The organism is Roseobacter sp. (genome assembly GCF_039970775.1).
GTDB lineage: Bacteria > Pseudomonadota > Alphaproteobacteria > Rhodobacterales > Rhodobacteraceae > Roseobacter.
In genome coordinates this window covers 20,178-40,964 of sequence record NZ_JBDVLG010000002.1, presented here as the reverse complement: position 1 = coordinate 40,964, position 20,787 = coordinate 20,178, and the positions used below count along the sequence as shown (strand labels likewise).

The following is a 20,787-nucleotide window of genomic DNA, read 5'->3' as shown; positions in this document are numbered from 1 at the left end:
GACAGCACCGGGCGTCAGCTGATCAGGTGATCGTGCGCAGCAGGAATATCCCGCCTTGCATCTTGATTCTCGTCAGAGATAGCGCGTGTTATGGGCTTTTGGGAACAACGTCAAGCCATCTCCCAAAGCCGCCTTCACCACGCCACCATCTGTGCGCATTTGATACGACGCGCGCCGCAAACCCACAACCCATGGCGGTGAATTCAGGCGTCCAAAACCGCCGCAATCTGGTTTTGCACATCATCAATCGCGGCCAGACCATTCACCCGCGACAGTTTCTCTTTGGCGTAATAGTAGCCAATCAGCGGTGACGTCTGTTTGTAGTATTCCATCAGACGCGTCTTGAGGCTTTCCTCATTGTCATCCGCACGGCGTTTGAATTCTGTGTGGCCGCAGTTCGCGCATCTGCCATCCAACGGGATCGGTTTGGTGTTGTCGTTGTAAACTTCACCACAACCGGCGCAGGTTGACCGGGCCACAATACGGGCGACCAACGCGCTGTCATCGACGCGCATTTCGATGACGTGATCCAACGTCTGACCTTCGTATTGCAGCAGCTCACCCAACGCATCCGCCTGCGCAAGCGTCCGTGGAAAACCGTCAAAGATAAAACCAGAAGGTTGTTCCGCCGCAAGCTTTTCACGAATGAGCCCAATAACGATGTCATCGGTGACCAAAGCGCCGCGCGCCATGACATCGGCAACAACCTTGCCCATCTCCGTGCCGCTGTCTTTGGCATCGCGCAGCATGTCGCCTGTGCTTAGCTGCATCATGCCGCGTGTCTCAACAAGGTGACGCGCTTGCGTCCCTTTGCCAGCCCCGGGAGGCCCCAGCAAAATAATATTCATCGGCGGACGGGGCTCCGTTTTTTGCGTGGTTTTCCGCCAGTTTTACCGCGCAGTTGCGACTTTTCAAGCAGACCTTCGTATTGGTGGGCCAACAAATGGCTTTGCACCTGTTGGATGGTATCCATGGTCACAGAAACCACGATCAATACCGATGTCCCACCAAAGTAAAACGGGATAGCGAACTGCCCGCGCAGGATCTCGGGCAACAGACAAACAGCGGCCAAATACGCAGCACCCAACACCAGAATGCGGTTCACAACGTATTCCAGATATTCGGCGGTCTTTTTACCGGGCCGGATACCGGGAACAAAGCCGTTTTGGTTTTTCAGGTTATCCGCAACATCATCGGGTTTGAACGAGACATTGAACGTGTAGAAATATGCGAAAAACACGATCATCGCGACAAAGAACAACAGGTAAAGCGGCTGTCCCGGACCGAAGTTTGCCAGCAACCACGACATGATCGGATTGGTCGAATTTCCCGAGAACGTGCTGATGGTCACAGGCAGCAACAGCAGCGACGATGCAAAGATCGCGGGGATAACGCCGGCTGGGTTGACCTTGACGGGCAAGTGGCTGGAGCCGCCGTCATAGACCTTCATCCCAACCTGTCGGCGCGGATACTGAATATGGATCTTACGCAACGCGCGTTCCATGAACACCACAAACATAATGGTCGCGATCACCATCAAGATCACGCCAATGATCACAGCGGGGCTAAGCGCGCCCGACCGACCAGATGCGAGGAATTGCGCCAGTGCGGCCGGCAGTTCGGCGATGATGCCCACAAAGATGATCAGCGAAATACCGTTGCCGATGCCGCGTGCGGTGATCTGTTCACCCAACCACATCAGGAACATCGTACCGCCCACCAGCGTGATCACGCAGGCCGCCCGGAAGAACATGCCCGGATCCGTGACGATATCGCCTGCTTCTAGGCTGACGGCCAAGCCATAGGCCTGCAACGTCGCCAACAACACAGTGCCGTACCGTGTGTATTGGTTGATCTTCTTGCGCCCTTGTTCGCCCTCTTTCTTGAGCTGCTCAAATTTGGGCACCATCGAGGTCAACAACTGCACGATGATCGACGCGGAAATATACGGCATGATGCCGAGGGCAAAAATACCCATCCGCCCAAGCGCGCCACCGGTGAACATGCTGACCATGCCGCCGATCCCCTGCCCCGCCTGATCCATGAATTGGCGCAATGCGACGCCGTCAATACCGGGCACAGGGATAAACGTCCCCAGACGGTAGACGATCAACAGACCAAGCGTGAAAAGAATACGGTTACGAAGGTCCGTCGCCTTACCCAGCGCAGACCAGCTGGTGTTGGCGGCCATATTTTCGACGGCAGATACCATGGACGGGGCTCTCTTTTTATACAAATACGCCGCCCGTGCCGTTTTCCGGCGGGCGGCGTCTGGGAAAACTCAAGTGACTGTGTAAGCGGCGCGGACGCCGCCCACAAGCCTGAAGTCAGGTCTTAAGCTTCTGACGTTTCCGCGACCGCCGCAGTGACGGTCAAAGACCCACCTGCTTTTGCGACTGCATCAACCGCAGATTTGGACGCACCTGTCACAGACAGGTCCAATTTCGACGTGACATCGCCCTTTGCGAGCACACGGATACCGTCGCGCTTGCGACGTACCAAACCGCTTTCGATCAAAACGTCTTCGGTGATCGCAGTTTTCGCGTCGATTTTACCAGCATCGATGAATTTCTGGATCAGGCCCAGGTTCACAACGGCAAATTCTTTGCGGTTCGGCTTGTTAAAGCCACGCTTTGGCAGACGTTGGTACAAGGGCATTTGGCCGCCTTCGTATCCATTGATCGCCACACCCGAGCGGGATTTTTGACCTTTGATACCACGGCCACCCATTTTACCGGTGCCGGAACCCGGACCACGGCCAACGCGCTTGCGTTTTTTGGTGGCGCCTGCGTTGTCAGACAGTTCATTCAGTTTCATTGTCGCTTCTCCTTTTGCCGGATGTACCCCCCAGCGACGGGAGCGGGTAAACGCGGCGTTTCGATTCGATATCACCCTTGGGATGATCGTGGGCGTATAGACGGACGCAGGCACGGGATCAAGTACCCAGTGCCCCCGAGTTAACATCTGGGGTCAATGGAAGTGACACGGCTTCTTGCCACCGTGTGCAATCACGCGCCCAGTACCAGAACCGAAAATGGGGCTTGCAGCGACTGGCGGGGCGCCCGTCGTAACAACAAAAACAAGCGCTATTCTTAGCAAAGTCATATTATTTCCAATTTAAAAAGCCCATGCATCCGATCCTAAATCCTGTGTCGCGCTTCAAATAATTAGCACGGCGCAAACATCCCACACAGATAATTGATTAAGAAACTCTACCGTTTCACCGCATGCTGAACCCTCTAAGACGCAGTACGTTCAGGTTTCCATTGCCGTTGTCGAGCCCTTCTTCAAGGCGCAAAAAACCGCCCCACAGTCATCTGTGGAGCGGTTTCGGAATTCTTAAAAAGAGCGTCATTCGCACCCTAGTCAAACGCAAGATCTATTCGTTTTCCTAGGGTAAGACTTTAGCCCTTTTCTTCGACGATCTCGACCATGTGGCTGATCGAGTTGATCATGCCGCGGACGGAAGGTGTGTCTTCCAGTTCACGGGTTTTGTTCATTTTATTGAGGCCCAAACCAATCAGCGTCGCGCGTTGCTTGGCGGGGCGGCGGATCGGCGAACCGACCTGCTTGATCACAAGTGTCTTGGCCATGCTTATGCCTCCTCAGCCGCGGGTGCAGCTTCTTCGCGCTTGGGCAGAATGTCCGCCACTTTTTTACCGCGACGTTGTGCGACAGACCGTGGGCTAGACTCTTTACGAAGCCCGTCCATGGTCGCGCGGATCATGTTGTAAGGGTTCTGCGAACCGATGGATTTGGACACAACGTCCTTCACACCCAACATTTCGAACACAGCACGCATTGGACCACCGGCGATGATACCAGTCCCCTCTGGGGCTGCGCGCATAACCACTTTACCGGCACCGTGACGGCCTTCCATGTCGTGGTGCAACGTCCGACCTTCGCGCAATTGTACACGGATCATCTGACGTTTTGCTTGCTCGGTGGCTTTGCGAATGGCCTCGGGGACCTCTTTCGCTTTACCTTTGCCAAAGCCAACGCGGCCTTTTTGGTCACCAACAACCACGAGGGCCGCGAAGCCAAAGCGCTTACCACCTTTAACGGTCTTGGACACGCGGTTGATCGCGACCAGACGGTCAGCAAATTCCGGTGTTTCGTCACGATCACGGCCACGGCCGCGACGGTTTTCACGTTCTGCCATTGAGAACATCCTTTGTTATCTGGGCAAGCGCCCGTTTGTCTCAATCCTGGTGGGCACATTGCCCCCGGATCATCGGGAGGGCCCGAAGGCCCACCACAATTAGATTTTCAAACCGCCTTCGCGGGCCGCTTCGGCCACGGCTTTGACTTTCCCATGAAACAGGAAGCCGCCACGGTCGAAATACGCCTCGGAAACACCGGCTTTCTTGGCGCGTTCCGCGATCGCCGCACCCACTTTTGTGGCCGCTTCGATGTTGTTCTTGCCAACCATACCCAGCGCTTTTTCCAACGTCGATGCGGACGCTAGCGTTGTGCCTGCGACATCGTCGATCAGCTGAACGCTGATGTTTTTGTTGGAGCGGTGCACAGAAAGGCGCGCACGCCCCACGTTTACCTTGCGCAGTTTGTTCCGAACGCGAAGACGGCGCTTGAGGAACAGATCTCTTTTGCTGTTTGCCATTTTTGCGGTCCTTACTTCTTCTTGCCTTCTTTGCGGAAGATGAACTCGCCTTTGTAGCGGATACCTTTGCCCTTGTAGGGCTCGGGCTTACGCCACTGACGGATGTTCGCAGCGACTTGACCAACAAGCTGTTCGTCAATGCCTTCTACCACAATCTCGGTCTGTTTCGGAGCTGTTACGGTCACACCCTCGGGCGCTACGTAATCCACGTCGTGAGACAGGCCCAGGTTCAACTTCAGGGTTTTGCCCTGAATGTTGGCCCGGTAACCCACACCTTGGATTTCCAGCTCTTTTTTGAAGCCCTCGGTCACGCCGGTGACAAGGTTCGCAACCATCGTGCGGGACATGCCCCACTGCTGCCGCGCGCGCTTGGATTTGCCGCGTGGCTCGATGGTGACAACATTGTCTTCGACTTTCAGGGTCACGTCATCTGTGGCCTTGAAAGTCCGCGTGCCCTTTGGGCCTTTTACTTCGATGGTCTGACCGCTCACGGAGGCGGAAACGCCGCTGGGCAGATCGACCGGTTTTTTACCAATACGAGACATCAGCCCCTCCTTAGAAGACGGTGCAAAGCACTTCGCCACCAACGTTGGCGCTGCGTGCTGCTTGGTCAGACATCACACCCTTGGGGGTGGAGACAATCGACACGCCCAGGCCCTGACGGACAACGGGGATGTCATTGACGCCCATGTAAACGCGACGACCGGGCTTAGACACCCGCTTCAGTTCGCGAATAACAGGTTCGCCTTCATAGTACTTGAGGCTGATCTCGATGGCCGGATGGCCGTCGATACCAGTCGTTTTCTCATAGCCGCGGATATAGCCTTCGTCCGCCAGCACGTCCAACACCCATGCCCGCAGCTTGGATGCTGGGGTAGAAACGGTGGACTTGCCGCGCAACTGGCTGTTCCGGATACGAGTAAGCATGTCTGCGATAGGATCGTTCATCTATACTCTCCTTACCAGCTCGACTTGACCATACCGGGGATCTGGCCGTTCGAGCCAAGGTCCCGCAGTGCGATCCGCGAAATTTTCAGTTTACGATAGTACGCGTGTGGACGGCCGGTCAGCTGGCAACGGTTGTGCAAACGCACAGCCGAAGAGTTGCGCGGCAGTTTGGCCAGTTTCAGAGACGCACGAAAACGCTCTTCCATCGGCTTTTCTTGGTCGCTCACAATCGCCTTCAACTCGGCACGTTTAGCGGCATATTTCGCCACCAGACGCTCGCGCTTTTTCTCGCGCGCAATCATTGATTTTTTAGCCATATCAATTCCCTCCCGATCAGCTGTTGAAGGGCATGTTGAAGGCTTTCAACAGGCTCTTTGCTTCAGCGTCGGTTTCCGCCGTTGTGGCGATCACGATGTCCATTCCCCAGTTCTCATCGATTTTATCGAAGTCGATCTCAGGGAACACCAGATGCTCTTTCAAACCCATGGCATAGTTGCCACGGCCATCAAAAGATTTGCCCGAAACGCCGCGGAAGTCGCGGACGCGTGGCATCGCAATGGTGATCAAACGGTCGAGGAATTCATACATACGGTCGCCACGCAGGGTCACTTTCGCGCCCATTGGCATGTCTTCACGTACGCGGAAACCCGCGATGGATTTCTTGGCCGTTGTGGTCAGCGCTTTTTGACCAGCAATCAACGTCAAATCGCCGACGGCTGATTTGGCTTTTTTGCTGTCGCGCACGGCGGCTGCACCGCAACCGATGTTCAGAACGATTTTATCCAGACGCGGGATCTGCATGTCGTTCTTGTAACCGAACTCTTCTTTCATAGCCGCACGAACGGTGTCTTTGTACGCGGCCTTCAAACGGGGGGTATAATTCGCTGTATCGAGCATTAGATCACATCCCCTGTTGTCTTGGCGAAACGCACTTTTTTGTCACCGTCCATCTTGAACCCAACGCGCGTCGCTTTGCCGTTGGCGTCCACATAGGCGAGGTTGCTCAAGTCGATCGGCATCGCTTTGGGGATGCGGCCGCCTTGGCTTTCCTGAGACTGACGTGTGGCGCGAATAGAGATATTCACGCCGTCCACGATGGCCTTACCGGTCTTGGGCGCCACGGACGAGATCGTCCCTGTTTTGCCTTTGTCCTTGCCAGCCAATACGATGACCTTGTCACCTTTTTTCAACTTAGCAGCCATGATTACAGCACCTCCGGAGCGAGCGAGATGATTTTCATGAAGTTTTTCGCACGCAGCTCACGCACAACTGGGCCAAAGATACGTGTACCTACGGGCTCGTTGTTGTTGTTGAGGATGACAGCAGCGTTGCGATCAAAGCGGATCGCGGTACCGTCGTCGCGGCGAACTTCCTTGGCGGTGCGAACAACAACGGCCTTCCGGACGTCACCTTTCTTCACACGACCGCGGGGGATGGCTTCCTTGACCGACACGACAATAATGTCGCCGACGGATGCGTATTTACGCTTGGAACCACCCAATACCTTGATGCACTGAACACGGCGCGCGCCGCTGTTGTCAGCAACATCCAGGTTGGTCTGCATCTGGATCATTTGGTTTCTCCCGACCTGTAGGGGGCGATGCGTGCCTGATCCCTAGGGTTTCGATTAAGCAGGGGTGCTTCAGGCCTCAGCGGCTTGCAACACTTCCCAACGTTTGGTCTTCGACTTTGGTGCACATTCAACGATGCGAACAGCGTCGCCCGTTTTGAATGTGTTGTTCTCATCGTGCGCCCGGTATTTTTTGGACTTACGGATGGTTTTCTTCAGAACCGGGTGCGTAAAGCGGCGCTCCACGGAAACGGTTACTGTTTGTGCGTTCGCGTCAGAGGTCACGACGCCGGACAGAATACGCTTTGGCATGGGTGCTCTCCTTACTCAGACGCTGCGGCCGAAGCCGCTTTTTGGTTCAACACAGTTTTCACACGGGCCGCATTGCGACGCGCTGTGCGCAGCTGCGATGCGTTTTCCAGCTGGCCAGTGGCCTGTTGGAAGCGCAGGTTAAACTGTTCTTTTTTCAGGTTGGCCAGCTCTTCGCGCAGCTGGTCAGGGGTCTTATCGTGTAGTTCCTTGGCGTTCATCGCCTTATTCCTTTCAACATCACAGGCAGGCCCAATGCGCATCGTTTTGTCCAATGCAATTGGTCACCCTGATTCCCGTGGAGTTCATGATGAAGGGGCCGTATAGGAGGGTTGCGGGCACATAGCAACCCCCTTCGGGGCCTGCGCAAACGTCGATATCGCCCCGCGATACCCCGCCGACCTTTACGCCCCGGCGCGATCACGCCCGCAGCGCATCACCACACCATCAAGGCCACAGCCGGCCCGGCGCAGCGGTGTCCGAAATCACGCCCAACTGTAGTTAAAACTGACCGAAATCCGCTCTTCTTCGGCCATATTCAACGGCACTTCGTGGCGCAGCCAGCTTTCCCACAAAAGGACTTCGCCGACCTTGGGTGTAATATAGTTAAAACTCCGCAGATCTTGCGGGGCGTCTTTCATCCGTGGGGGCGCCGACATCATCATCGCCAACCGCGGGTCTTCGAATTTGATCGCGCTGGCGCCATCGGGCACGGCCACGTAGGTGGTGCCACTGATCGCAGAATGCGGGTGGATGTGTCCCGTATGGATACCGCCGGGTGGCAGGATATTGATCCACAGATCTTCAAGCTTTAACGGCCGGTCGCCCAGATCAAACGCCAGTTCCTTGGCAAAGGCTTTGACGTGTTTGTCGAGCGTCTTGACCAGATCTTTAAAAATCGGGAACCGATAGGGCAGATCCGTCAACGACGCATAACTGGTGTAGCCGGGAAAGCCGTTTTCGTCGCACCAATCCTGCCCCGCCTCGTCATCCTGCGCGATAGACCAACACGAGGCCTCCAGTTCAGCGGCGTCAATAGGGGGCGTCTTCTCGGAGAGATCGGCGCGGTACAGGCGGGTCACAAAGAGGGAATCTACGGTGCTCATACCCCCTATTAACCGAGCCCGCGATCAGTGGCGAGACCGGCAGGCACGATCTTTTGCATGCCCCCACCGGTTGGCCACGACGACGCAACGCCTAAACGCACGTGTCACCCACTAAGGGCAGCCCGGTGCGTCTTGACCAGATCACGCAGAAAGTCCGCCACCACGCCCACACGACGTGAATGCACCATATCAGATTGCGTCACGAGCCAGATCGGCTGATCGACCCCAAGATCCGCATCCAAGCACACCAGATCGCGTCCCCGCGCGAGAAAATGCGGCACCACCGCCAAACCCAAACCGTGTTCGCACGCGACCAACTGCCCCGCCAATGACGTGGTCACCAGCACAGGCGCACGGCCCTGCAAGGCGCGTTCGATCCATTGTGCGGCTGGCAGATGCGCGTAGTTGTCTGACCACGCAATGATATCATCGGTGTCCAGCGCGCCCGCATCCGGCACCCTGCGCCGCGCAGACACATAGGCAGGCGCGCCGTACAAGCCGTAGCCAAGCGCGCCCAACCTTTGCAACGACACGTTCCCCCGGTCAGGTTTGACCATCCGCAGCGCAATATCCGCGTCGCGGCGGTGCAGATTGGCCGTCGCGATATCGGTTATGATCTCTAACGATAGCCGTGGATATTGCGCTTTCAATGACCCAAGTGCTGGCAAAATCAACCCCGTCGCCAGGTTTTCGGCCGTCGCGAGCCGCACGGTGCCCGACACCGCTGCTTCATGTCGCGACCCAGTCGCGAGCGCCAAGGCATTTGCCTCCATCTCTTCGGCCCGCTCAATCAGGGACGATCCATCCTCGGTCAACCGGTACCCCGAATGATGCCGCGCAAAAAGCGGCTGGCCAATCGCCCGTTCCAACCGTTCTACACGCCGTGAAACCGTCGCGATCCCCACACCCAACGCCGCGGCCGCACCGCTCAACGTGCCAGCACGGGCAACGGCCAAGAACGCGCGGATATCATCCCAAATGATTTCGGTGTTCATACGCTTTCCATTTTTGGAAACCTGATTGCCATTTGCTGCGGTTTTCCTTTCGAAATGGAAATGCCAGTTTTGACGTCAACGCACAAGGCAAGGAGATCCGCATGGACTATCGAACACTCGGGCAAGGCTTCAAAGTTTCGGCTATCGGTCTGGGCTGCATGGGTATGAGCGAATTCTACGGCCCCCGAGACGACGACATATCCATGCGCGTACTGCACGAAGCCATCGACCTTGGTATCGACTTTTTCGACACCGCAGATATGTACGGCCCCTATCACAACGAAGACTTAATCGGCAGTTTTCTGGCGCAATCGAGCGCCAAACCCAAGGTCGCGACCAAATTTGGCATCGTCCGCCAACCCGGTGAATACAGCCGCAGCCTGAACAACAGCGCCGACTACGCCCGCACCGCCTGCGAAGGGTCGCTCAAACGGCTCGGCGTTGACCGTGTTGATCTGTTTTATGTACACCGGATCAACCCGTACCAAGACATCGAAGACACGATGGGCGGCCTGTCGCGGTTGGTGGACGCGGGCAAAATCGACCGGATCGGTCTGTGCGAGGTCAGCCCCGAAACCCTGCGCCGCGCCCATGCCGTTCACCCCGTGACGGCGGTGCAAACCGAATATTCCCTGTGGACACGTGGTGTTGAAGCCGACGTGCTGCCAACTTGCCGCGAACTGGGAGTTGGCTTTGTGCCATATTCACCATTGGGGCGCGGCTTTCTGACCGGGCGTTTCGCGGATACGGCTGCCTTCGAAGACGGGGATTTTCGCCCCCTGCTGCCGCGCTTTCAATCAGATGCCCTGGCGTCAAACCAAAACATCGCAAACCTTGTGGCCCGCGCTGCACACCGCGCCGGATGCACCCCCGCGCAACTGGCTTTGGCGTGGTTGTTGGCGCAGGGCGACGATATCGTGCCCATCCCCGGCACCAAGAAAATCGGATATTTGCGCGACAATACCGCCGCAGTTGACGTCACCCTGACCAATGCCGATCTGCGCAAGATCGAAGGCGAGCTTGCAGACCTAACCGTGTTCGGGGATCGCTATACCGCCGAAGGTATGAAAGGGGTCGACGCATGAGCCGCAGCGCGACACCTCTCCCCGATGCGCTGAGTTTGCTCGAAACACTCGAACCCGGTGCCGCGGCAAAAGTAGCGGCCAATCTCGACGGTTTCGCGCCGGGCGTGGCAGAGTTGATCTTGGGCCATGCCTTCACGGATATCATCGGGCGAGACGGCATAGACCTGCGCACACGCGAAATGCTCACCGTCGCGATGTTATCCGCGATGGGCACCGCGCCCGCACAGTTGGAATTCCACATAGGGGCCGCGTTAAACACCGGCGTCACACGGGACGAGATCGTTGAAATTGTGCTGCAAGTGTCAGTTTATGCCGGTGTGCCTGCCTGCATAAATGCGATTTCGGCGGCAAAAAACGCGTTTCAGGCGGCAACAGCCACCTGAAAACGGGTCATTCGGCGTCAGGTTTGGGCATCTCGGCAGTCGCCCCATCCGGTGTCAATGACAGCGTATGCGCCCGCAGCCACGCCATGAAACCGCGCGGATCATCATCCCATTTGCGCAGTTCATCCTGATCCAGCGGTTCGCCCACAATCGGCGCTTGCGATTTATTCAACGAATAAACGATCTCGTGCAGCAACAGGCCCTGCCGCAACATAGGAGATAATTTGTTGGCGATCTGGTAGGCGCGCGAATTCTGCCCGGGGAATTTGATCGGCACGACTGTCGCACCAGAACGCCGGATCAATTTGGCGGTAAAGACGTTCCATTCAGCCTCGATCGCGGGGCCAAAGAACGTCTCGGACGCGGCGACCCCACCCGATGGAAACAACGCAACCACGCCACCATCTTTGAGATACTGCATCGCCTTGGCGCGCATTTCGACGCCTTTGCGTTGCGCATTCGGGTCGTGTGGAAACGGCACCGGGATCATGTACGACCCCGCCACCTCGTCGATCACGGTGAGCAAAGAGCGCGTCAAAATCCGGTAATCAGGCCGTACACGGCCAATCAGATCCGCAAAAATCATACCGTCCACCATCCCATGTGGATGATTAGACACCACAATGACGGGCCCAGTTTTGGGGATGCGCGCCAGCTGGTCTTGGGGGGTCAAAAGATCGATCCCCATGACGTCAAGCGCCGCGCGCCAAAACGCCTGCCCCTGCGGCGCGCCGGCCTGTTCGAACTTGCGCACCAAACGCAGGATCGTCAGTTTGCCGGTCAGGGCTTCCATGATCCGAATAACCGTAGATTTCCAAGGATCTTCGAACGTCGAGGCATAGGATAAGCTACTGCGGTCATATTGATTGAAATTGACCGGCTCCGCTGTGCCTTGGGACACGTCGATGTCTTGCGAGCTTTCTACCAAGACTTGTTTTCCCGTTCTGCAACTCTCTGAGTGCTTCGTTTCTCTACTGACCTTCGCCAAATTTGTCCGCCACCAGAGCCTTGAGCGCCTCTGCCAACGCCTCAGCATCTGGCCCCGAGGTCCGTATGTCAATAAAGCTTCCCTTAGACGCTGCCAACATCAAAAGTCCCATAATACTGTCGCCCGTTGCCGATTGGCCGTCCTTTGACACGTCTGCCGTGGCGTCAAACCCCTCGACAACCTCTACCAATTTGGCAGAGGCCCGCGCGTGGAGCCCTTTTTCGTTAACGATTTCAAGCGTGCATTTGGTCATGGTGTTGGTCGAACTTCCTGCTCTGGGCTTACGTTCTGACTATCGATGTATTTTTTCCCGGCCTCCAAGGCCAGATCCACCGCATCCGATACTGGTTTGTGACGGCTTTTCGCCAATTTGATCAACATCGGCAGGTTTGCACCATATAGAATGCGCCGGTCACAGGGGCGACAGGCCAGCAGGCTCAGGTTTGACGGGGACCCGCCGTACAAATCCGTCACCAACACCACACCACCGCCGGTATCGACATCATCCGCCGCCTCGCAAATCTCGCGCTCCTTGGCGCGCCGGTCATGATCAGCCGCGATGGAAATCGCGTGTATGCCCGGTTGCCGACCCACGACATGCTCGACCGCGGCAAGATATTCCCGCGCCAAGCCGCCATGTGCAACGATTACAATACCAATCACAGGCTTCACGCCTCTTCCTTTTTACGCAGGTCCAATTCGCGGTGTCTTATTGACACTTGCCAACCGTCTTCCGCAAGCCGCAAAGCATGCCTTTCGGCCATGACAACAGACCTATGCTGCCCTCCAGTACACCCAAAGGCGATTGACAGGTACGACTTTCCCTCCTCGCGATACGCCGGAAGCAACAGCAAGCTAAGTTCGCGCACCTGAGTCTCAAAGGCGGCAAATCGCGGATCACTGGCAACATGCGCGGCAACGGCGTCTTGCATACCCGTCATTTTCCGCAGATCCGGGACCCAATACGGGTTTGTCAGGAACCGGCAATCATAGACCATATCAACGCTGCGTGGCAGCCCGCGTTTGTAGGAAAACGATTGCACCGACACGCTAAGCCTGCGCTGGCCGCCCGGCGCGAACCAATGTTCAACCTCCGCACGCAGTTGGTGCACATTTAGGTCACTGGTATCGATCAAAACGTCCGCGCGCCCGCGCAAAGGGCCCAAAATTTCCAATTCGCGCATAATGCCATCCGAGGGGCGATCATCAGGCGCCAATGGGTGGCGGCGCCGGGTCTCGGAAAACCGCCGCAGCAACACATCTGTATGGCAGTCCAAATATAACAATTCCGGGGCGAGCCCGGGCACCCCGGTCAGCTGCCCCAAAAGGTCAATAATTGCGGTTGTCGAGAAATCACGATTGCGTGGGTCGATCCCCAGCGCCAGCGGCTGATTGCCGTCTGCCCCTTCGAACAACGCAGACAGCAAACGCAGCGGCAAATTATCAACCGCTTCGAAACCCGCATCTTCCAGCACATTCAGCGCACTGGATCTGCCAGCACCCGATGGCCCCGTCACAAACACAATGCGCCGCGCTGTTGGTTCCGTATCCGACATTAAACTTGTGCTCTCCCGCATTTGAGATATTGCAAAATGGCAGCAGGGAAAGAGGGGCTGTCCACTTTGTGAAGACAAGGCAATTCAACGCCGAGCAGATCTCTTGTGTGTTCGGCCGGTAGTCGCGCAGCTTCACGTTGCCCCATATCGATCACCAAATGCAAACGCGTCTCGGGCTGATGGGCGGCGTGCAGCAATCCGACACCGCGCGCCTCTATCAACCCTGAAATCCGCAGCGGAGCGCTGGCCAATACTTGCGATCCACGGCGTCGAACTTGTGTTTGATCATCCGCAACAAGGTCACAGCCGAATGCCATAAGCTGCAACGCCAACCCCGACTTTCCCTGCCCCGACGCGCCAGTAATTAAGACGCCGATCTTATCCAGTGATACGCAACTGGCATGCACCATTTCATGAGGTTCTATGGGGCCAGGTGCGGACATATGTCAGATCGGCAACCCTACAACAAACCGCGCGCCAAGCGGTTCTGATGTGATATCGGCTTCTGTCGGGCGGATGTTTTCAGCCCACACCACACCGCCATGGGCTTCGATAATTTGTTTGGAAATCGCGAGGCCCAAACCAGAGTTATTCCCGAAATGCTCGTCAGGACGTTGGGAATAGAACCGTTTGAAGATTTTCAAAAGCGCCTGATCGGGAATTCCGGGCCCTGTATCTTCAACCACAATCAAAACCCTGTTTTCCTTTTTGCGCGCCCAAACACGTATCGCATCGCCACTTTCACAGAATGAAATAGCGTTTGTGATTAAATTCACAAAAACCTGCGCCAGTCGAGCCTCGAGACCGTGCACAATGACAGGCTGTTCGGGCAGATCAGAAATAAAGTCGATACCTTCGGCCCGCGCCTCTTCACCAAGAAATTGATCAAGGTTGCGCAATGTCGTCAGGACATCAAATGGTTCCTCATCCTCTTTGACCAGCTCGCTATCAAGCCGGGACGCGTTGGAAATATCACTGACCAAACGATCCAACCGCCGGACATCGTGGTCAATGACATCGAGCAGTTTTTCACGCTGATCATCGCGCTTGATCATCCGCAAGGTCCCCACTGCAGACCGCAACGAGGCCAGCGGGTTCTTGATTTCGTGGGCCACATCTGCGGCGAACTGTTCGTTTCCATCAATCCGATTATAGAGTGCCGAAATCATGCCGCGCAGAGCACCGCTCAGACGCCCGATTTCATCAGGACGGGCCGTGAGATCGGGGATACGAATACGCCCCGGGTTCATTTCACGCGCTTTCTTATCGCGGCCAAGTTCGGCGGCTGCCGATAGCTCGGCTAAGGGTGTCGCAATTGTTGAGGCAAGCACTAAGCTCAGCCCCACAGACACCAGAATCGCAATGGCAAACATCTGTAGCACGCGTTCCCGCTCAATGCGGACAAGGTGGTCAATTTCGCCGGTTGCCGTCGTCACAGCGACAACGCCAACCGCGCGCCCATTCTGCACAATTGGGGTCGCAGCGGTAAATAGCTTGCCGCCAGCGAGATCCAGTTCGTTTCGAATTTGGGTGCCATCTTCAAGGCTACGCCCGATCAGCGACTTGAGCCGTTCGCTTAGCGGCGTCTGAACCGTCTCGCCGGGGGGGGAGAACGTGGCAACGACTGCCGACCACAGCCAATCAAGACCATCGGTTAAATATGTATTCCCGCCAAGTTCATTTGCGGATTTTCGCGTCACCAACTGACCTTCCACGGTCGTGATCAACATTTCGGTGCGGTCGAACACGAAAACATCGACACCATTGCGCAGATCTAACCCGCTCAGCGCATCCGCAACGTTAATCCCGTCGCCTGTTGCCAGATTAACAGGTGCCTCTTTTGGCAGTTGCGCTTCGATCACATCCGCAATCAATTCGGCCTCAGACACCAGCGAGGCCGCACGTTGCAAGGCAAGGCTGTCGCGAGATGAATTCAAGTTCAGTATGCCTATGACAAGAACGCACAACGCAACAAGGTTGAACGTCACGATCTTGCGGGTCAGCGGCGAGGTGCGTAAAGACATGCGCCCACGCTTTTCTCTCACACCAGACGCTTCGGCCTCCCCGAAGCTATCTGACGCCACGCTCCCGTCATTTTGCACACCTGTGCTGTCCTCGTGGGGAGGAGGGGTCATGTCACGCACGAAGGTCCTCTCGGCCAAGGCCATCTGCTCAATCAGTCTTCGTTGTATCGGTATCCGATACCATAAAGGGTCTCAATTGCTGAGAATTCTTCGTCTGCCGTGCGCATCTTCTTTCTCAGACGCTTGATGTGGCTGTCGATGGTGCGATCATCAACGTAGACTTGATCATCATAGGCTACATCCATCAATTGATCGCGCGACTTCACGAAACCGGGCCTTTGCGCCAACGCCTGAAGCAACAGAAATTCGGTTACCGTCAAAGACACGTCCCGGCCCTTCCAGCTGACCGCGTGGCGCAATGGATCCATGCGCAATTCACCGCGCTCCATGACTTTAGTCTCTTCGCTATCCGCGGCAACATCCCCAGATACCGCATCCTGACGCCGCAAAAGCGCACGGATCCGCTCTACTAGCAAACGTTGCGAAAAGGGCTTTTTGACGTAATCATCCGCGCCCATCCGAAGGCCAAGGACCTCGTCAATCTCGTCGTCTTTGGACGTAAGGAAAATCACCGGCATCGCCGTTTTCTGACGCAACCGTTGCAACAGATCCATACCATCCATGCGCGGCATCTTGATATCCAACACCGCCATGTCAGGCAGTTTCTTGTTGAAGGCATCCAATGCGGCCTGCCCGTCATTGTAGGTTTCAACCTCAAAACCCTCTGCCTCAAGGGTCATTGAAACCGATGTTAAAATGTTCCTGTCATCATCCACCAAAGCGATTTTAGACATCAGCTCGTTCCTTGTCCCGCTCGTTTCTTTGTTCGTTATACCCGGCGCGTAAAGTCTGCGGTCTAGACCAGTGGTGACTGCGAATCAGTGCAGCGCACTTAGGAATACCGCCACAATTTCATTACGAATGACTGAATTTCGGCATAATATTGGACGATCATCGCCACAGTCGCCCCCTCTGAACCGCGGCAAAACCGCCAGATCAAACAAAGTTGCAAATGGTGGCGCTAACGTCTCCGACGCCGTCTGTTCAACAATAAAAACCCCATGTTAAGACCCAATGGCGCCGAATTTCAGGTTCGAAAACAGGAGAACGACAGATGACACATGGACGGGTAAACCCCGACTTCACGCTCGAAGATCAAGGGATCAAAGGGGCGGGAACCATCTATTATAACCTGATCGAACCCGATTTGATCGAACATGCTCTGGCCCGCGGCGAAGGCAATCTGGGCAAGGGCGGCGCCTTTCTGGTGACCACGGGGAAATTCACCGGGCGGTCCCCAAAAGACAAACATGTCGTCAAAACCGCCGACGTGGCCGACACCATTTGGTGGGAAAACAACGCCGCCATGTCCCCAGAGGGGTTTGATGCGCTGCACGCTGACATGCTTAAACACATGGAAGGGCGCGATTATTTTGTACAAGATCTAACAGGTGGCGCCGACCCAAAACACGCCATCAACGTCCGCATGATCGCCGAACTGGCCTGGCACGGGCTGTTCATTCGCCACATGCTGCGCCGCCCCGATCGCGAAGACCTCGATCACTTTCTGGCCGATTTCACTGTCATCAACTGCCCCAGCTTTCAAGCGGACCCGGCCAAACACAACTGCCGGTCTGAAACCGTCATCGCGATGAATTTCACCAAAAAGCTCATCCTGATCGGCGGCACCGAATACGCCGGTGAAAACAAAAAATCCGTATTTACGTTGCTCAACTACCTGCTGCCGGAAAAGGGCGTCATGCCCATGCACTGCTCGGCCAACCACGCGACAGGCAACCCTGTCGACACGGCCGTGTTCTTCGGGCTGTCTGGCACCGGCAAAACGACGCTTTCTGCGGAACCAACCCGCACCCTGATCGGCGATGACGAACACGGCTGGTCCGACACCGGCACGTTCAACTTCGAAGGTGGCTGCTACGCCAAAACAATCAGCCTGAGCCCAGACGCCGAACCCGAGATCTACGCGACAACGGAAAAATTCGGCACCGTGATCGAAAACATGGTCTACGACCAAGACACCAAAGATCTCGATTTTGAAGATGACAGTCTGACGGCAAATATGCGCTGTGCCTATCCGCTGCACTATATCTCGAATGCGTCAGCTGCCGCGCGGGGCGGGCACCCCAAGAACATCATCATGTTGACCTGCGATGCCTTTGGCGTTTTGCCGCCCATTTCGCGCCTGACCCCGGCGCAGGCAATGTATCATTTCCTATCGGGCTTTACCTCTAAAGTGGCGGGCACCGAACGGGGCGTGACCGAACCCGAGCCCACGTTTTCGACCTGCTTTGGCGCGCCCTTCATGCCGCGTCGTCCCGAGGTCTATGGCAACCTGCTGCGTGACAAAATCGCCACCCATGGCGCGACCTGTTGGTTGGTCAACACCGGCTGGACGGGGGGCGCCTATGGCACCGGCAGCAGAATGCCGATCAAGGCGACACGCGGGTTGCTGACGGCTGCTTTGGACGGGTCACTCGCGGACGTCCTCTTTCGCAAAGACCCCAACTTTGGGTTTGACGTGCCGGTAGATGTCACAGGGGTGCCCACGATCTTGCTGGATCCGCGCCGCACATGGGACGACGCGGATGCCTATGATCGCCAAGCCGCTAAGTTGGTCAAGATGTTCTCGGACAACTTCGGCCAGTATCTGCCGTTCATCGACGACGAGGTAAGGGCAGCGGCGATCAGTTAATCCAACCGCCGCGCACAGGGTCAGGCCGCTTGGCGGTCTGGCTGCGAGGTGTTGACCACATCGATAATCGGCATCTCCAGCAGGTACCGCGTGTCCTCGTTGGTGAGGTAGCTCAGGAACCCTTCCATCGGTCGGTCTGAGCCCTTGCGGTACCACCGCAGGGCGCCGGGTTCGTTGTGCATATACCCCATCCGTTCTGCGAACCCCTTGAACGCAACGGTCCGCGCCATAAAGCCGAAAATATGATCCGGGTTCCACCGGCACATCGCCTCGTGGATTCCATAACGTGCCAGCACCGTGGACAACCCCGTGCCACGATAGGGGCCGGTGTCGCCCATCCAGACTTCGCCGTGATAGACGACCTGCCCTGTCATGCGGTCAGCACCCGGACTGGACCGAAACCGGGACCGTTGCAGATCAAGATCCGGGATCGCCGGTGGGAAGTCGCGGAACCGTTTCAGCATGTAGCCGCCCAGTGATTTTTCCTGCAGATCAATCAGCCGGGATGCCTGAGTGTGCATCAACGCTCCGTCCACATCGCGCGCGATCAGCCAAAAAGAATTGGTGTCGTTAAGGTCATGTACTTCGGGATCAAACGGCGCCCCTAATACCTGCTGGGGCCGTTCTCGTTTCAGCATCGTGTGATAGGTGGTAAAATTTGAGCCGACGGTCACGGTAATCTGGTTTTGGTGTAATATATCGCGGCTTGTGGCCACAAATTGGGCCCCCGCGTTCAAACTTTGAAAAGACATAGCAAAACTCCTTTGCACGAGCATCCTCATGCAAAGGTTAGCCTAACGGCGTGCTTAACGCTCGAACTTTGCGTCAGCGGGGTCCAGATTCACGACAATATCGGCGGAAGGTTGCACAATTTTGCTCGGATCGAGCCCAAGTATCTCAATATCGGACGACGGCTCCACAAGCGAATAGAGCGCCAGGCTGCCGTCAGGGAATCGCCCCCCCAACATAAGACGGTGATAATTGACCGGTTTCAGGATCCCATCGGGATGGGACGGAACCAGCGTGTAAACATGGTCCAAACGCAAACTTTGGGTCGATTGAACCTCATGGAAAGGTTCATCCAACATGCGCGCGAAATCCTCGCCACCGGGCATGCGGCCCAAGGACCGCCCGACGCTGCTGCGGGCTTTGGCCAGCCCAAACCACTTGACGAAAAAGGACTGCGCGCCGAATTCAACACAGATCCAGCCCGCGCTGGTATGGCGGTACACAATCAGATAAGGGCGCACGTGCTCCATATGGGGGGACTCAATGTCCCCCGCCGCCATGCACCAACTGCGCACCATTTCACGCTGCAGGCAGGACGACGACGCCCAGATCCGCCCCAACGAATGTTGTTGCTGCCAAAAGCACCACCCATCCGGCAGCGTTGAACTGAACACCTGCAGGCCGTCGATGTGCCCAAGGGAATTGTTCAACCATGCATTCCCGCGCGCCAAAATGCTCAACGCCTCGGGCAGGGCGCGGGCGCCAGCCTCTGTCAGCCGGTACTGACGATCTTCCACAACAAACAACGCCTCACCCTTTGCCTCTTCCAGCTGCGTGATGTGGCGGCGCACAGTTTGCCGGGTGCTGCCCAGCTCTTTGACGGCGTGGCTCAGGTTCAGCGTTTGGGCCAGCGTCGTGAACGACCTGATCATCTCATGCAACAACCCATGAGACTCGACAGGTCTCAGCGCGGCGTTCGTGGTTTCGGAAGGATCCATGACCCGGTTCATAACGCCAACGGTAAATTAATCATCCAGCAATGCAACATTTTTCACCCATCACCCGTATATTTATCATCAGAAAAGGAAAAAACGTACTCAATTGCGCTAGCCGTCGATTCCCGGAAGAAGTGTACCCAGTCACAACCAGAGGTGTTAAATAGTTATGTCCCATCCCGTTGATGTTCACGTCGGTCGCAAATTGAAACAAATTCGCACTATGCGCCGGCTCTCCCAAACAGATGTTGCCAAGGAACTGAGTCTCTCGTTTCAGCAGATCCAAAAATACGAAATCGGATCCAATCGTATCGCTGCCAGTCGGTTGTATGAACTGTCGCGGATCCTTGATGTACCCACATCTTATTTCTTCGAAGGCATTGATGCTGAACTAGAAAATTCAGAACGCCGCGATCCGGGGCTCGAGATTGTGACCGCATTGGCCGCGATCCGTGACGAGACAGTAAAGACACGAATCGTGACGTTCATAGAAGATGTCTCAGGCGTAACCGTCGCGCGTCAGAGCTGATCCTGCGCCAACGATGCGGTGCTGGGCAGATCTGTCTGGCGCTCTAAATATCGTCAATACAGTTTTAATTTTAATGAGTTTGTGACTGACAAGCGCCGCACCTGCGGCGCTTTTTTCTCGACCATTGCCGCCTATTTTGACTGTGAACACAGTGTTGCGGCTTTCGAAACAATCAG

General features: G+C 56.1%; 29 protein-coding genes. 4 read left to right on the top strand and 25 right to left on the bottom strand.

Going from position 1 to position 20,787, the window contains the following annotated elements:
- Positions 1–203: 203 nt before the first annotated feature.
- From ABJH13_RS00470 to ABJH13_RS00395, 16 genes are all read right to left on the bottom strand, one after another.
- Positions 204–848 (bottom strand): adenylate kinase, encoded by a 645-nt coding sequence (locus tag ABJH13_RS00470; protein WP_348404245.1) that lies wholly within the window; start codon positions 846–848, stop codon positions 204–206.
- Positions 845–2,212, bottom strand: coding sequence for a preprotein translocase subunit SecY (gene secY, locus ABJH13_RS00465; RefSeq protein ID WP_348404244.1), 1,368 nt, complete (start codon positions 2,210–2,212; stop codon positions 845–847). The genes ABJH13_RS00470 and secY overlap by 4 nt, the downstream gene beginning before the upstream one ends.
- Before the next feature lie 122 nt (positions 2,213–2,334).
- Positions 2,335–2,817 (bottom strand): 50S ribosomal protein L15, encoded by a 483-nt coding sequence (rplO, locus tag ABJH13_RS00460; protein ID WP_348404243.1) that lies wholly within the window; start codon positions 2,815–2,817, stop codon positions 2,335–2,337.
- A 587-nt stretch (positions 2,818–3,404) separates the two neighbouring features.
- Positions 3,405–3,593: a 50S ribosomal protein L30 gene (gene rpmD, locus ABJH13_RS00455; RefSeq protein ID WP_348404242.1), complete on the bottom strand. Its 189-nt coding sequence runs from the start codon at positions 3,591–3,593 to the stop codon at positions 3,405–3,407.
- Positions 3,594–3,595: 2 nt separating this feature from the next.
- On the bottom strand, positions 3,596–4,162 hold the full coding sequence (rpsE, locus tag ABJH13_RS00450) for a 30S ribosomal protein S5 (RefSeq protein WP_348404241.1): 567 nt from the start codon (positions 4,160–4,162) through the stop codon (positions 3,596–3,598).
- A gap of 99 nt (positions 4,163–4,261) precedes the next feature.
- Positions 4,262–4,621 carry a 50S ribosomal protein L18 gene (rplR, locus tag ABJH13_RS00445; protein ID WP_348404240.1) on the bottom strand — a complete coding sequence of 120 codons (360 nt, stop codon included), beginning with the start codon at positions 4,619–4,621 and terminating at the stop codon, positions 4,262–4,264.
- A gap of 11 nt (positions 4,622–4,632) precedes the next feature.
- Positions 4,633–5,166 carry a 50S ribosomal protein L6 gene (gene rplF / locus ABJH13_RS00440; RefSeq protein WP_348404239.1) on the bottom strand — a complete coding sequence of 178 codons (534 nt, stop codon included), beginning with the start codon at positions 5,164–5,166 and terminating at the stop codon, positions 4,633–4,635.
- A 10-nt stretch (positions 5,167–5,176) separates the two neighbouring features.
- Positions 5,177–5,569 (bottom strand): 30S ribosomal protein S8, encoded by a 393-nt coding sequence (gene rpsH / locus ABJH13_RS00435; protein ID WP_348404238.1) that lies wholly within the window; start codon positions 5,567–5,569, stop codon positions 5,177–5,179.
- An 11-nt stretch (positions 5,570–5,580) separates the two neighbouring features.
- Complete coding sequence (gene rpsN / locus ABJH13_RS00430; RefSeq protein ID WP_348404237.1) at positions 5,581–5,886, bottom strand: 30S ribosomal protein S14; 306 nt, start codon at positions 5,884–5,886, stop codon at positions 5,581–5,583.
- A gap of 16 nt (positions 5,887–5,902) precedes the next feature.
- Positions 5,903–6,466, bottom strand: coding sequence for a 50S ribosomal protein L5 (gene rplE / locus ABJH13_RS00425; protein ID WP_348404236.1), 564 nt, complete (start codon positions 6,464–6,466; stop codon positions 5,903–5,905).
- Entirely contained in the window at positions 6,466–6,771 is a 306-nt protein-coding gene (rplX, locus tag ABJH13_RS00420; protein WP_348404235.1) for a 50S ribosomal protein L24, read from the bottom strand. Before rplX ends, rplE begins: the two co-directional genes overlap by 1 nt.
- A gap of 2 nt (positions 6,772–6,773) precedes the next feature.
- Positions 6,774–7,142 (bottom strand): 50S ribosomal protein L14, encoded by a 369-nt coding sequence (gene rplN / locus ABJH13_RS00415; RefSeq protein ID WP_007118848.1) that lies wholly within the window; start codon positions 7,140–7,142, stop codon positions 6,774–6,776.
- Between the two features lie 69 nt (positions 7,143–7,211).
- Entirely contained in the window at positions 7,212–7,451 is a 240-nt protein-coding gene (gene rpsQ, locus ABJH13_RS00410) for a 30S ribosomal protein S17 (protein ID WP_013963208.1), read from the bottom strand.
- A gap of 11 nt (positions 7,452–7,462) precedes the next feature.
- A complete protein-coding gene (gene rpmC / locus ABJH13_RS00405; RefSeq protein ID WP_348404234.1) occupies positions 7,463–7,669 on the bottom strand; it encodes a 50S ribosomal protein L29 in 207 nt (68 codons plus the stop codon).
- Between the two features lie 264 nt (positions 7,670–7,933).
- A complete protein-coding gene (locus ABJH13_RS00400; protein ID WP_348404233.1) occupies positions 7,934–8,554 on the bottom strand; it encodes a TIGR02466 family protein in 621 nt (206 codons plus the stop codon).
- 104 nt (positions 8,555–8,658) lie between these two features.
- Positions 8,659–9,549, bottom strand: a complete 891-nt coding sequence (locus ABJH13_RS00395; protein WP_348404232.1) for a LysR family transcriptional regulator — start codon at positions 9,547–9,549, stop codon at positions 8,659–8,661.
- A 101-nt stretch (positions 9,550–9,650) separates the two neighbouring features.
- Here ABJH13_RS00395 and ABJH13_RS00390 point away from each other — a divergent pair, with 101 nt between their 5' ends.
- Positions 9,651–10,634 (top strand): aldo/keto reductase, encoded by a 984-nt coding sequence (locus ABJH13_RS00390; protein WP_348404231.1) that lies wholly within the window; start codon positions 9,651–9,653, stop codon positions 10,632–10,634.
- On the top strand, positions 10,631–11,017 hold the full coding sequence (locus ABJH13_RS00385) for a carboxymuconolactone decarboxylase family protein (RefSeq protein ID WP_348404230.1): 387 nt from the start codon (positions 10,631–10,633) through the stop codon (positions 11,015–11,017). The genes ABJH13_RS00390 and ABJH13_RS00385 overlap by 4 nt, the downstream gene beginning before the upstream one ends.
- Positions 11,018–11,024: 7 nt before the next feature.
- Here the strand turns inward: ABJH13_RS00385 and ABJH13_RS00380 are convergent, their stop codons facing one another.
- The 7 genes from ABJH13_RS00380 to ABJH13_RS00350 form a co-directional block, all read right to left on the bottom strand.
- Positions 11,025–11,945, bottom strand: a complete 921-nt coding sequence (locus tag ABJH13_RS00380; RefSeq protein ID WP_348404229.1) for a lysophospholipid acyltransferase family protein — start codon at positions 11,943–11,945, stop codon at positions 11,025–11,027.
- A 43-nt stretch (positions 11,946–11,988) separates the two neighbouring features.
- The gene (locus ABJH13_RS00375) at positions 11,989–12,258 is read right to left on the bottom strand and encodes an HPr family phosphocarrier protein (RefSeq protein ID WP_348404228.1); all 270 of its coding nucleotides are present in this window, start codon (positions 12,256–12,258) and stop codon (positions 11,989–11,991) included.
- Positions 12,255–12,668 (bottom strand): PTS fructose transporter subunit IIA, encoded by a 414-nt coding sequence (locus tag ABJH13_RS00370; RefSeq protein WP_348404261.1) that lies wholly within the window; start codon positions 12,666–12,668, stop codon positions 12,255–12,257. Before ABJH13_RS00370 ends, ABJH13_RS00375 begins: the two co-directional genes overlap by 4 nt.
- A 5-nt stretch (positions 12,669–12,673) precedes the next feature.
- Entirely contained in the window at positions 12,674–13,561 is an 888-nt protein-coding gene (gene rapZ / locus ABJH13_RS00365; protein WP_348404227.1) for an RNase adapter RapZ, read from the bottom strand.
- Positions 13,561–13,971, bottom strand: coding sequence for an HPr kinase/phosphatase C-terminal domain-containing protein (locus ABJH13_RS00360; protein ID WP_348404226.1), 411 nt, complete (start codon positions 13,969–13,971; stop codon positions 13,561–13,563). The genes rapZ and ABJH13_RS00360 overlap by 1 nt, the downstream gene beginning before the upstream one ends.
- 36 nt (positions 13,972–14,007) lie before the next feature.
- Entirely contained in the window at positions 14,008–15,585 is a 1,578-nt protein-coding gene (locus ABJH13_RS00355) for a sensor histidine kinase (protein ID WP_348404225.1), read from the bottom strand.
- Between the two features lie 152 nt (positions 15,586–15,737).
- Positions 15,738–16,439, bottom strand: coding sequence for a response regulator transcription factor (locus ABJH13_RS00350; protein WP_348404224.1), 702 nt, complete (start codon positions 16,437–16,439; stop codon positions 15,738–15,740).
- A gap of 320 nt (positions 16,440–16,759) precedes the next feature.
- Between ABJH13_RS00350 and ABJH13_RS00345 the strand changes: the two genes are divergently transcribed.
- Positions 16,760–18,358, top strand: coding sequence for a phosphoenolpyruvate carboxykinase (locus ABJH13_RS00345; protein ID WP_348404223.1), 1,599 nt, complete (start codon positions 16,760–16,762; stop codon positions 18,356–18,358).
- Between the two features lie 20 nt (positions 18,359–18,378).
- On the opposite strand, the gene ABJH13_RS00340 is transcribed toward ABJH13_RS00345, so the two are convergent.
- Both ABJH13_RS00340 and ABJH13_RS00335 read right to left on the bottom strand, forming a co-directional pair.
- Entirely contained in the window at positions 18,379–19,110 is a 732-nt protein-coding gene (locus ABJH13_RS00340) for a hypothetical protein (protein WP_348404222.1), read from the bottom strand.
- 54 nt (positions 19,111–19,164) lie between these two features.
- Positions 19,165–20,085 carry a LysR family transcriptional regulator gene (locus ABJH13_RS00335; protein ID WP_348404221.1) on the bottom strand — a complete coding sequence of 307 codons (921 nt, stop codon included), beginning with the start codon at positions 20,083–20,085 and terminating at the stop codon, positions 19,165–19,167.
- A gap of 166 nt (positions 20,086–20,251) precedes the next feature.
- Here ABJH13_RS00335 and ABJH13_RS00330 point away from each other — a divergent pair, with 166 nt between their 5' ends.
- The gene (locus ABJH13_RS00330) at positions 20,252–20,611 is read left to right on the top strand and encodes a helix-turn-helix transcriptional regulator (RefSeq protein WP_348404220.1); all 360 of its coding nucleotides are present in this window, start codon (positions 20,252–20,254) and stop codon (positions 20,609–20,611) included.
- Positions 20,612–20,787 lie beyond the last annotated feature (176 nt).